At 55.6% G+C, this 12,006-nt stretch carries 10 protein-coding genes; 3 read left to right on the forward strand and 7 right to left on the reverse strand.

Features of this window, described 5'->3' with window-relative positions; genetic code table 11:
* The 3 genes from VH413_17395 to VH413_17405 all read right to left on the reverse strand — a co-directional run bounded on the left by VH413_17395 (nt 1) and on the right by VH413_17405 (nt 3,050).
* The gene (locus VH413_17395) at nt 1-1,527 is read right to left on the reverse strand and encodes a YifB family Mg chelatase-like AAA ATPase (GenBank protein HEX3800472.1); all 1,527 of its coding nucleotides are present in this window, start codon (nt 1,525-1,527) and stop codon (nt 1-3) included.
* Between the two features lie 129 nt (nt 1,528-1,656).
* Nucleotides 1,657-2,403 carry a hypothetical protein gene (locus VH413_17400; GenBank protein HEX3800473.1) on the reverse strand — a complete coding sequence of 249 codons (747 nt, stop codon included), beginning with the start codon at nt 2,401-2,403 and terminating at the stop codon, nt 1,657-1,659.
* A gap of 104 nt (nt 2,404-2,507) precedes the next feature.
* A complete protein-coding gene (locus VH413_17405; GenBank protein HEX3800474.1) occupies nt 2,508-3,050 on the reverse strand; it encodes a hypothetical protein in 543 nt (180 codons plus the stop codon).
* A 241-nt stretch (nt 3,051-3,291) separates the two neighbouring features.
* Between VH413_17405 and VH413_17410 the strand changes: the two genes are divergently transcribed.
* The gene (locus VH413_17410; protein ID HEX3800475.1) at nt 3,292-4,056 is read left to right on the forward strand and encodes a TylF/MycF/NovP-related O-methyltransferase; all 765 of its coding nucleotides are present in this window, start codon (nt 3,292-3,294) and stop codon (nt 4,054-4,056) included.
* A gap of 61 nt (nt 4,057-4,117) precedes the next feature.
* On the opposite strand, the gene VH413_17415 is transcribed toward VH413_17410, so the two are convergent.
* Genes VH413_17415 through VH413_17425 form a run of 3 tightly spaced genes read right to left on the reverse strand, consistent with a single transcriptional unit; the run spans nt 4,118 to nt 8,648 of the window.
* Nucleotides 4,118-5,998 (reverse strand): glycosyltransferase family 39 protein, encoded by a 1,881-nt coding sequence (locus VH413_17415; protein ID HEX3800476.1) that lies wholly within the window; start codon nt 5,996-5,998, stop codon nt 4,118-4,120.
* Nucleotides 5,998-7,392, reverse strand: a complete 1,395-nt coding sequence (locus VH413_17420; protein ID HEX3800477.1) for a sigma-54 dependent transcriptional regulator — start codon at nt 7,390-7,392, stop codon at nt 5,998-6,000. The genes VH413_17415 and VH413_17420 overlap by 1 nt, the downstream gene beginning before the upstream one ends.
* The gene (locus VH413_17425) at nt 7,389-8,648 is read right to left on the reverse strand and encodes an ATP-binding protein (GenBank protein ID HEX3800478.1); all 1,260 of its coding nucleotides are present in this window, start codon (nt 8,646-8,648) and stop codon (nt 7,389-7,391) included. The genes VH413_17420 and VH413_17425 overlap by 4 nt, the downstream gene beginning before the upstream one ends.
* Nucleotides 8,649-8,943: 295 nt before the next feature.
* Here VH413_17425 and VH413_17430 point away from each other — a divergent pair, with 295 nt between their 5' ends.
* Nucleotides 8,944-9,912 carry a hypothetical protein gene (locus VH413_17430; GenBank protein ID HEX3800479.1) on the forward strand — a complete coding sequence of 323 codons (969 nt, stop codon included), beginning with the start codon at nt 8,944-8,946 and terminating at the stop codon, nt 9,910-9,912.
* On the opposite strand, the gene VH413_17435 is transcribed toward VH413_17430, so the two are convergent.
* The gene (locus VH413_17435; GenBank protein HEX3800480.1) at nt 9,899-10,630 is read right to left on the reverse strand and encodes an HAD family hydrolase; all 732 of its coding nucleotides are present in this window, start codon (nt 10,628-10,630) and stop codon (nt 9,899-9,901) included. The genes VH413_17430 and VH413_17435 overlap by 14 nt on opposite strands.
* A gap of 132 nt (nt 10,631-10,762) precedes the next feature.
* Between VH413_17435 and VH413_17440 the strand changes: the two genes are divergently transcribed.
* A complete protein-coding gene (locus VH413_17440; protein ID HEX3800481.1) occupies nt 10,763-11,776 on the forward strand; it encodes an NAD(P)-dependent alcohol dehydrogenase in 1,014 nt (337 codons plus the stop codon).
* The last annotated feature ends 230 nt before the right edge of the window (nt 11,777-12,006 follow it).

The following is a 12,006-nucleotide window of genomic DNA, read 5'->3' on the forward strand; positions in this document are numbered from 1 at the left end:
TCACGTCCACAACTGCCGGTCGAGCGAGCGATATTGGATCGCTTCCGAAATGTGGTCGCTGCCGATGTTTTCCGCGTCCGCGAGGTCGGCGATGGTGCGCGCCACTTTGAGAATGCGATCGTACGCGCGGGCGCTGAGATTTAAATCATTCATCGCGAACTTGAGCAATTCCATCGTCGGCGCTTCGAGCACGCAAAACGATTTTAGCTCGCGGCTGCCCATGCGCGCATTGCAGGTGATTTTGGGTTTGGAGGCGAAGCGTTTTTGCTGGCGTTGACGCGCGGCGATGACGCGTTCGCGAATCTGCGCGGAACTTTCGCCGGTTTTAGCATTGCTCATCTCGCGAAATTTCACGGCGGGCACCTCGACGTGCAGATCAATGCGGTCGAGCAATGGCCCGGAAATGCGCCCGAGATAATTTTGGATTTCGCGTTGTGAACTGCGCGATTCGGCGGGCATTTTTCCATCGGGAGTCGGATTCATCGCGGCGATCAGCATGAATTCGCTGGGAAAAGTCATCGTGCCGGCGGCGCGTGAAATCGTGACGCGGCCTTCCTCAAGCGGCTGGCGCATCGTCTCGAGCACGCTGCGCTTGAACTCCGGCAATTCATCGAGAAACAATACGCCGTGATGCGCGAGGGAAATTTCACCGGGTGTGGGATTGATGTTACCGCCAAGCAAACCGGCATCGCTCGCGGTGTGATGGGGCGAACGAAAAGGACGCCGCGTGACGAGCGCCTGGCCCGCGCGCAACAATCCGACGACACTGTGAATCTTGGTTGTTTCGAGCGCTTCCTCCAGCGTGAGCGGCGGGAGAATGGTGGCGAGACGTTTTGCCAGCATGGATTTGCCGGTTCCGGGCGGGCCGATGAGCAGGACATTGTGACCGCCGGCAGCGGCGATCTCGAGCGCGCGCTTGACGGACTCCTGGCCTTTGACCTCGGCGAAATCCATTTCGTCGTCGAAGGATTCGTTGAAAATTTTCTCAACGTCCACCTTTACCGGATTGAGCTTGATTTCGCCTTCGAGGAACTGCGCCGCCTCGCGCAAATTCTGGACAGGAATGACGCGCAACCCGGACACGACGGCGGCTTCGGCGGCGTTATCGGCGGGGACGAGCAAACCGGTTTTGCCTTCTGCGCGGGCGCGGAGGGCGATGGCCAGCACGCCCTTGACGGGCCGCACGGCGCCGGTGAGCGCGAGTTCACCAACGAGAATAAAATTATCGAGTTGGTCAGTCTCGATCTGTTCGCTGGCGGCGAGGATGCCCACGGCGATGGGCAGATCGAAGCTCGGCCCTTCCTTTTTGACATCAGCGGGAGCGAGGTTGATGGTGGTGCGGCCCAGCGGAAATTTGAACCCGGAATTCGTCATGGCCGTGGCCACGCGATCTTGCGATTCGCGCACGGCGGCATCGGGCAAGCCGACGATGATGATGCGCGTGTCGCCAAACCCGGCGTTGACCTCAACTTCGACCGGATATGCCTCGACACCGTTCACCGCGGCAGAACAAACCCTGGCTAACATGGCGCAGATTTATCCATGAGCGATGAGAAAAGTGCAAGGCGGGGTTTTATAACCTGGTAACGATTTTCGAGCGAATCTTGATGAACGGGAAAAAATAGGGGACGCCGCGTGAGATCAATCCGCGAGGTTCTAAGGTCCGGCGGCGATTTTTTCGGAATAGATCCCACTGTGGGGCTTCTGTCCGATGCGCCCGCCATGACGGTTCCGAAACGAGCGGCTGCTGCGATTAAGCCTGGTTGCCTGTTCCCGAACGAGCGATATTTCTTCACCCACCTTTTTCACTACCCGCTCGAATCGTTTGAGATAAATCTCGGCGAGGCCGGTTTCGGTCGCAGCCGTTTCAGGAAAGAAATAACAATCAAAGGCCTTGGGATCACTCGTCTGGTGATTTGTTTCTATCCATAGTGTGTTTGGATGTTCGGAAACGGCAAAATGAAATGTGCGGAACTGTTCGATCTCCGATTTAAGTTCCAGGGAAAGGCGCGGGTTTTTTTTGATTTGGAAAATCCGAAATTGACCTGCACCCGGGCGACGAGATTGTGCAAGCTCGGCGACGGCGCTGACAACTCCCGGCGCTGGGGCGTGCAAAAGATAGTCCACGGAGCATCCTCTTTCCAGCCACACGGATAATTTCTTTGTCCAAATGTATCCGGATTTAGCAAGGCTAGCCCCATCATATCCGATGACGCACAGGCGGGAATTCCGTTTTAAAACCTTATCCAGCCGTGGTCCGAGGTCGGTGGCGATATAGGCTATCTTGACCTCCTGAACGTCCTTGTGAGCGTAGGTGTAAGGCGCGACGAAGCGAATGGCCGTCTTATCCATTTTCGACCATTTCCGAAGGGCAGCCTTCACACTCTTCTCAAGAGCCTTCATTTATTCCAATCTGTGGTCTGTCTTATCCGAAGACAGCCATATAGAGTAATAAGACAGTAAAACGGGGTCATGCAAGATTAATTGATAGTTTTATAGTAAGTATTTTAAATTCTAATGGGTCCAATCACGGTGATTTTCTTGACGCAAAAGCCGTTTTGCATTTTCCCGAAATTTTGGCCGCCAGCTTCTTGCATCGGAAAACGCCAGGCGACCCCGTCGCTTTTCATTTCTTTAGCAATCGTTGTTCCAATAAAGTGACCGGTGAAATTCTCATCAACTCCGCTGTTTCCACGCATGCTCCGGAGGAGATTGAATAGCTTCCAAAACAAAGGCCCGTTTACATCATCATTTAGATCCAGGAGAAATATGAAATTTATATCCGCCTGGATAACGATTGGTTGAGGCGCTTTCTTGAGATGCGTGGCAAAACAAAGGGCAAACTCGTGTCCGGCATAGGGCGCATTATCAAAAAAGTAAATGCCAGTCCCCAGCCAGCAGCCTTTCTCCCGGGCGAAAGCGAGGTCAAATCCCGCCTTCCTGATTTGCTCGGCGTTTCCCTTGTGTGTGCCGTGAAAGCCAACGCACTTGCGCTTTCGATGCTTGAACTCAATGCCCTTTAATCGAAGCGCCTGAATAGTGTGGCCCATAGTTATAGATAATGAATGCGCGGAAATGTCGCGATTGGATACTTATTACTTTCATGAGTGTCGAGGACAATTTTTTGAAACGCGCCAAATTTCTTTGCATGGTTTCATTGAAATTGAATTTTTATTAAAAGGTCGAACCAGGATTTAGAGTTTCAATGTATATTAGCCGCATCACCCGTTTGACACCCCTAAGTGAATCGTTACACTGTGTGAAACATGGCGTGAATCTCATACTCTTCCGATGAACGATCCCCAATCACCAGCACCCGCCGCAAAACCTGTGACCACTCCCGCCGCGCCGTCGCGACCGATGCGCCGCGACGCACTCGATCCCTTGCCGATGATGGCGGAGTGGCCGGACTTGCGGTGTTTCACGGGGCGAGTGGATATTCATACGCTTGCGGCTTTTTTTGTGCGCGAGAGCAAAGTGACGGGCGCATATTTCGAATTTGGCGTCGCCAGCGGGCGATCGGCGATTGCGGCAATTCGCGCGAATGGGCGCGATAATCGCGGGATCGTCACGCCGTTTTTGCTTTTTGATTCGTTCGAGGGCTTGCCGGAGTTGCAAGGGCTGGACGCGGGGTCGGAACAATTTCACAAGGGCGAATTTGCGTACGGGGTCGAGCAAGTGCTGGCGAATTTGCGCAAGCACGAAGTGTATGACGAGGCCACGGTGCATCTCATCCCCGGATGGTTCGATCAAAGCCTGCCGAAATTTCCCGCCGCCGCACTCGGCGTGACGAAGGCGGCGATCGTGCATGTGGATGTGGATTTATACACGTCCTGCGTGACCGTGTTGGATTTTATCGAGCCATTTCTGCAAGTCGGCACAGTGATTTTGTTCGACGATTGGAATGCCTTTTGCGCCAGCAACCACAAGGGCGAACGTGCCGCCACCGCCGAATGGCTCAAACGAAATCCGCAGTGGGCATTGAACGAATACGCCTCGTACGGATGGCATGGGCGCGTGTTCATCGTGGATGCAGGTGCTGAAGCGAAAAAATAAAATTTGTTTTTCAACGGCGATTTTTTTTCACGACCAGACATCAGCCCGCGCGAGAAAAAAATTAAGGCACTGCGGCGGGAGCTTCCGCCCAGCGATCGCTGTCCGTGAGAAAAAGTTGTTCGGGGAGGAAATGTTCCGGCGCATGCTGGAGCGGAAATAAATCAGGCAATTCTTTTTTCAATAAGCTGTCGAGCACGAAACTTCCCCAGTTATTTTCGCCCGCGCGCACCCATTGAGTGAGAAATTTGCTGTCCATGGTAATGGGTGTGAGATAAAGCGCGCGGACCGGTTTTTTATAATCGGAAACGGCGAAGAACTCAGACTTTGCATTGAGCGTGAGCCAGATGCATTGGCGGTCGCCGTACCACGCGACAGCCCACGGAACATCGCTCATCATCAACTCGTCCGGCTTCATCCAGTTCGCGGCTTTCTGGATCGCCGGCGGAAAATAGGGCGGATAGGCGGCCGCCGCCGAGCGAGTGGCAAACAAACTGAAGACGGCAAGCGAACAAAGAAGGACCGCGGGCAAACAAATGATGACACAAAAAACTGCGACCACGAGATAGCGCAGTTGAATGATGGGAAATTCAATTTGATCCAGCACGATATAAAACAAGCTCACGCCAAAGATGACAATCAGCGGCGAGACAATCACGAGCAGGTTTTCAGTGGTCAAAACGGGCGAGTCATCCGAGAGTTGCGTGCGGCCCATCGCCTGCGCGAGGATCAGAAATGGCAGGCAGAAAAAAACGAAGTAGCGGAGACGGCTGCGGCGCGGGTCTTTGAAGTTGATGAACAGCCCGACGAAAAAGAAAGCGCCGATCCAACTGCCGCCCAGCTTCGGCAATTCGTCCTGGAGAATAGACTGGGTATTCGCGAGCAGCTTGTTCCACAACTGCACATAATAGACATTCCCAAGATCGGGGTTGAGCGAGCGTTCAAGCCGGTAATCAGGAAAGAACGCCGTGTTCGCATAGGGCGCGAAACCCGCCGTGCCGAACAGCGTATGGCTGAGATGATAATTTCGGAAAACCCACGGCGCGATGATCACGATAAATACTCCAAGCGTCACACTACAGAGCTGGATTCGTTGCGCGCCCAAAAATAAAAATGAGAACAGCAATACCGGTATGATCAGCCAGCCAAACGAGTAGCGCGTCAGAAAGCCAATGCCCACGACCGCGCCGGTGCCCGCCGCCAGCAGCGTCAGCTTGCCGGCATCGAGAGTTTTTTCGCGCACGTGTTGTTCCAGCAATAACACGCACCAGGCCAGGCCGACAAAAATCAACATCACCAGCATTGTCGAAAGCCCCGACATGCTGAAGCGCCAAAACAAATCCGTCCCAATGAACAATGCCGCCGAAGTCCACGCGACGGTCTTATCGAACAATCGGCGCGCCAGAAAAAACATCATGACCGCTGTGAGGAAGAAAAGACCTTGATTGATCAAGCCGATCCAAAAATCCGGCGGGTAGATCCAGAAACCGCCGTTATAATTCCAGATGTTCAGATGACGACGTCCGATGTTCAGCGTGGTCGCGCCAGCCGCCGCGGAGCGGACGCCGGGAAATATTTTCATCACCGCCGCCAGCAGGAACGGATACACCGGCGGATTAGCCAGGTCGGGGTGTGCCGTGCGCAGGCGGCTTCGGTCCGTCATATCGCGGGCGGCAGCGGAACCGTTTTTGTCCGCGTACGCTTTTTCGACCAGGTAAACACTCAGTGGACGGATAAAGAGAGTCGTGTAACCGCGGTGCGTGGCGAGGTTGCGGGCGAGTTGCGCCGAGTCCATCGCTTCCTGCGAGTTCATGTCTTTGAACCCGCGATAATTGTAGGTCAACGCCAGCGCTATCACGGCCAATCCGAGCAGGCACCATTTCAAGGGACGCAACCCTCCGCCTTCCTCAAGTTTGTGGATGACGCTTTGAATCTGGATCAGCATTAATAACCCTCCAAATGGTAGCTATGCAGCTTGCGATGGAGGGTGCGGCGGCTCATGCCGATTTTTGTCGCCGCCTGGGTTCGGTTTCCGTTGCTTTCTTTTAATGCTCGCACAATCAATTGTTTCTCCGCTTCTTTGACGGTTATATCGCTCTGTGTCAATACGCGTTGTGGAGAAACGCTGGATGCAGCGCCCCCGCCCGCGCGCGTGGATGGCGGCAAGTCCCGCATCGTGATGCGATCGCCGCGGCACAAGACCACCGCATGCTCCATCGCGGTGCGCAATTCGCGGACATTGCCCGGCCAGTTGTAATGGATGAGGGCTTCAAGCGCCTCGGCGGTGAAATCATTGATCTGCTTTCCTTGCTCGCGGGCGAACTCGCGCAGGAAAGTTTGCGCAAGCAACGGAATGTCCCCCGCGCGTTCGCGCAACGGCGGCAGCCAGATTTCCATCACGCGCAAACGGTAATAAAGATCTTCGCGAAACGTCCCGTTGCGGACCATCTCCTCCAGGTTTTTATTCGTCGCTGCGATCAGGCGCACGTCGGCGGTCAGGGTTTTGTTGGAGCCCACGCGTTCAAAGGTACGTTCGCCCAGGAAGCGCAGCAACTTGATTTGAATCGTTGCGTCAATTTCGCCGATCTCATCGAGAAAAAGCGTGCCGCCCTGCGCCTGCTCGAATCGTCCCACGCGCCGCTCATGCGCGCCGGTGAACGCGCCTTTTTCGTGCCCGAATAATTCGCTCTCAAGCAGCGTGGAGGACAGCGCGGCGCAATGCACCGTGACGAGCGGCTGCCGATTGCGCGGGCTTAACTGATGGATCGCGCGCGCGACCAATTCCTTGCCCGTGCCGCTTTCGCCCAGCAAAAGAACGGTCGTCCGTGCTGGGGCGACCTGTTGCACGATCTCGAAAACTTCCTTCATCGGCGTGGATTCGCCGATGATATTTTCCATGCCGAACTTGCTTTCGAGTTGCTTGCGCAGCGTGACGTTTTCGACCTCGAGATTTTGCTGGCGCAACGCGCGGGCGATGCGCATTTCCAATTCCTCAATCTGCAAACGGCCCTTGGCGATGTAATCGTCCGCGCCGTGTTTCATCGCTTCGACCGCGAGTTCCTCCGAGCCATAAGCGGTCATCAAAATGCAAATGGGCGGTTTGGAAAGTGATTTGGCGCGCGCGATCAATTTCATCCCGTCCTCGTTCGGCAGGCGAAAATCCGTGAGCAACACCGCGAAATGTTCGCGCTCGAGCAGTTCCATCGCCGCTTGCGCGTCTTCGGCCACATAGACGTCGTAGCGTTCCTCCAATGCCGCGCGCAACCCTTCACGCGTGGTCTTTTCATCATCCACGATCAACAACGTCGGCTTCTCGCCATCGGCAGATTGGGTTTTCATTTTTTCTCCGGGGTGGCGGCTTCCAGCAAACGGGGCGGCCGTTCGTGCAGCGGAAACCAAATGCGAAACGTGGTGCCGCGGCCAACATGACTTTCCAATTCGATGCGTCCGCCGTGCGCGCGCACGATGCGTTGCACGATCATCAAGCCGAGTCCGCTGCCTTTTTTCTTGGTCGTGAAAAATGGCTCGAAGATGCGATTGATCTGCTCCTGCGGAATGCCCGGGCCCGTGTCCGCCACGCTCACCCACACGCCTTCCGAACCTTCGCCGGTTTGCAAGGTGAGTCCGCCGCCCTTGGTCATGGCTTGCTTGGCGTTTTGAATCAGATTCACGAGCACTTGCTGAACTTGCGCGGCGTCCAGCGGAACATCGGGCAAGTGGCGCGCGAGTTTTTCCTTGAGTGACAAACCGCGATTGTCCAATTCAGGCCGCAGCAATTCGAGCGTGCGCTGGACGATTTCATTGAGCGACGCGGGCTTGAGCTGCGGCGTGGCCGGGCGAATGGCCTGGAGAAATTGCGTGATGATATAATCGAGCCGGTTGATTTCGCCCTTGGCCACGCCAAGGTATTGTTCCAGTTTTTGCGCGATGTCCGCCGTCTCGTTGCTCGCCGCGAGATTCGAGACGCGGCCCGCGCGCCGGCCCGCCATGTGAACGTGACTATTGGAAGCCGACGCCAGCTTTTTGATCTGCCGCTCCATCAGTTGCAAATGGATGTGAAGCGCGTTGAGCGGATTTCCGATTTCGTGCGCCACGCTCGCCGCCAATAAGGTCAACGCCTGGATGCGTTCGCTCTCGATAGCTTCAAAAGTTTTTTGGCGCGCCTCGGTGGCGTCGTGCAGAATCAGCGCCAGGCCGGAACTCCCCTTGGCTTCGCCATCCAGCGGCGCGGCGTAAAGGCGCAAGTAACGCGGTCGGGGAAATTGCACTTCGAACTCGAACCGCGCGACGCGCTGTCCACCGGTCGCGTCCATGTGAAAAAGTTTTCGCCAATCCAACTCGGGCAAATATTCCGTCACGAGATGCCCTTCGGAATCGCTCGGCTTGAGACCGATGAGTTGCGTGACCGCGTCGTTGAAATAAAGAATCCGGCCGTCCTCATCCACCACCAGCACGCCATCCTCAATCCGATTGAACAGTGTCTCGAGAAAACTCCGCTCGCTCGCGAGACGTTGCACGACCGTCTGCAAACCCTCCGCGTCCAGACGGCCTATGCGACCGAGGACTTTGTCGAGGAAGCTGGATTTCGAGGGCATGATGATTTAGTGGGCTTTTTGCCCAACCCCCGATTTCCAAATTATATTCATCGCATTGACCATAAACAGCCTGCAAACAATAGCGTCAAAGTGTCTCACTTCATCATAAGCGTAATGGGGTTTCTGGCAAGCAAGTTTGTTTTTTGTTTTCTCATTTAGCAATCCTTTCGGAAACCGTCGTGTCTGATTTAAGTGACGGTAAATCAGGCACTTGACTTTGGCTAATTTTCTCCGTACAACTGCGGCTGCCATGAAAAACTACCATCACGGCTTCTCTGAAAGATCCCTCGCGCGAATGACCAGCATTTCCATGCTCGTTTTCGTTTCCACCTGCGCAACTTCCTTTGCGCAAACCGGCGACCTGTTCGTTTCGTTTCACGATACCGACACCGTCAGCCTTTACAGCTCCATCACGGGCGGCCTTCTCAACGCCACCTTTGCGTCCGTCTCCAGTCCGACCGGACTCACCGTTGGGCCTGACCAAACTCTTTACGTCGGCAGCGACAGCCTGAGCGCCATTCAAGGCGCCGGCATCGCTGACATGACCATCAACGGCACGAGCGCCGGCCCGATCAATACCTTTGTTGACCACGCCACCGACAACAATCTCAACAACCCCCGCGGCCTCGCCGTGGTGGGCAGCACTCTTTACGCCGCCGACCTTACCTCCGGCAACGTGCTTGCCTACGATAGTCCCGGCACACCCGGCACTGCCATTCCCAATGGAAGTATTGGCATTGCTTCCGGCCTCTCCGCCTCCGGCGGCAATCTTTATATTGCCGACATCAACAACGGAAATGTTTTGCGCTACGATGGCGTCAACGTCACCCAGGTCAACACCGTGGATAATGTGTTCATCAGCGCTCAGGATGTCGCGGTTGGGCATGATGGAAATTTATACGTGCTCAATCCCTCGCAAGGCATTTACCAACTCAATCTGGCCACCGGCACGGCCACGAAGATCGTGGATTACAGCACCAGTTTTTTTGAAGCAACGGCTCTGACGGTGGGACCCGATGGCAAGCTCTATGTCGCCGGGCAGGATGCCGACGCTGAAGGCGGCGTTTTCCAATACAACACCGATGGCACCGGCGGCGGCATCTTCGCGGACACCGGCTTGGAAACCATGCCGGACGCGGTGGCTTTCGGAACACCCGAACCGTCCACCTGGTCGCTCGCGGTGCTCGGCATTTCGCTCATCGTATTTTCGAAATGGCGGTCTGCTAAACAGTCTCTTAACCATAAAGCCCTCAGCCAGCCATAATCCCTTCGAGATTCTCTAAAATATCCGCCGGATCCCGATACACCGCGCGACACCCATGCTCGCGCAAATCCTTTTCCGAAAAACCGCCACATAACACGCCGATGATCGGCAGCCCGGCCTTCAACGCCGCAATCGCATCATAAGGCGTATCGCCCACGACCAGCACCGTGTCGTGCGCCGGCTGGCCGAGCAATTCCATCGCTGCGAAAAAAATATCCGGCGCCGGTTTCGATTGCTTCGCTTGATCGGCGGAAGAACTTTTTTCAACCAGGTCGCCAATTTGCGCGATGGTTTTATTTTCCTCGACCTCTTCCTTTTTCGACGACGACGCCAGCGCGATCCGCGCGCCCGCATCATGAATTTTTTTAAAAAGTTCGCGCACCTTCGGAAACGGTCGCACCTGCACTTGATAGTCGCGCTTGAAAATTTCCTCACGCTTCTCAGTGATCGCCTTGCCGATTTTTTTTATTTCCTCGGCGGTGAGAAATTCCGGCAGCAACTGATCCGCTCCCTTGCCCAGATGCGGTCGAATATTGTGTGACGACACCGCCTTGCCATTCGCCGCAAAAGCCCGCTCCCACGCGCTGGCATGCAGATCATTTGAGTCAACCAGCGTTCCATCAATATCAAAAATAAAAGCTTTAACCACTGATTCCTTTCTTAGGTAGTTGAGGGAAAGATAGCCTGACACGAAAATGCGAATGCGCAAATTGGCCAAAAACTTTCTTAAATTTTCCCCGCGCCATTTGACGCCACGCACAACCGCGGATAACATGGTCCCATCGAACGCGCCACTTCTCATTCGGCGCGGGCCTTTTGAATTCAAACGCAAACTCAACGAACTTTTTTTATGCCAACTTTCAACGGCTACGCCGCACTCACCCCCAAAGGCGCACTGCAACCTTTCAGTTTCGATCCCGGCGAACTCGCCGATGAAGACGTCGAAATCAAAGTCACGCATTGCGGCATTTGCCATTCCGATCTCTCCATGCTCGATAACGATTGGGGCATGTCCAAATTCCCGATCGTTCTCGGCCACGAAGCCGTCGGCACGATTGTCGCGCTCGGCAAAGACGCTAAAGGGCTGAAGCTCGGCCAGCGCGTCGGTGTCGGCTGGTCGGCCCACAGTTGTTTGCATTGCCACGAATGCCTCGGCGGCGATCATAATCTCTGCGCCACGAATCAAGGCACCATCGTCGGACGCCACGGCGGATTCGCCGACCGTTTGCGCTGTCAATGGACCTGGGCGCGGCCCTTGCCCGATGCGCTTGACCTCGCGAAAACCGGCCCGCTTCTCTGCGGCGGCATCACCGTGTTCGCTCCGTTTTTGGAACACAAAATTCCCTCCACCGCGCGCGTCGGCATCATCGGCATCGGCGGACTCGGCCACATGGCGCTCCAGTTCGCCAACAAGTGGGGCTGCGAAGTCCACGCCTTCACCACCAGCGACAGCAAGGAAGCCGAAGCGCACAAACTCGGCGCGCATCACGTTCACAACACCAAAAATCCGGACGCCCTGAAAAAAATCGCCGGTCGTCTCGACCTGATTATTTCCACCATCAACGTCCCGCTCGACGTGCCCGCCTTGCTCGACACCCTCCGGCCCAAGGGACGCCTTCACGTCGTCGGCGCCGTGCTCAAGCCGCTGGAAGTTCCCGCGTTCGGACTGATCAGTGGGGCAAAATCCGTGTCCGGCTCGCCCACCGGCAGCCCGACCGCCATCAGCGCCATGCTCGAATTCTGTGCGCTCCACAACATCGCCCCCATCACCGAAAATTTCCCCATGTCCAAAGTAAACGACGCCTTCGAGCACCTCCGCTCCGGCAAAGCCCGCTACCGCATCGTGCTCGAAAGCGGCAAGTAATCGCCGAGACAACTGAAATTTATAATATGGCAAGGTCGAACCGTCGCGGCGCGACCGCGCCGCTCCACCCCTTCCTCTAACCTGGCAGGGCTGCGCTGCCGCGCAGCCGTCCGCAGTCCCGCAGGGACGGCAGATCTTAGCCCAGCAATTCATTGCTGGGTTTACCTCCGCCACAAACCAAGTCCCTTCAGGGACGAAAGAAATCATAGATTCACCAAGTAACTTCCTTC

The sequence above is a fragment of the Verrucomicrobiia bacterium genome (assembly GCA_036268055.1).
Lineage (GTDB): Bacteria > Verrucomicrobiota > Verrucomicrobiia > Limisphaerales > Pedosphaeraceae > DATAUW01.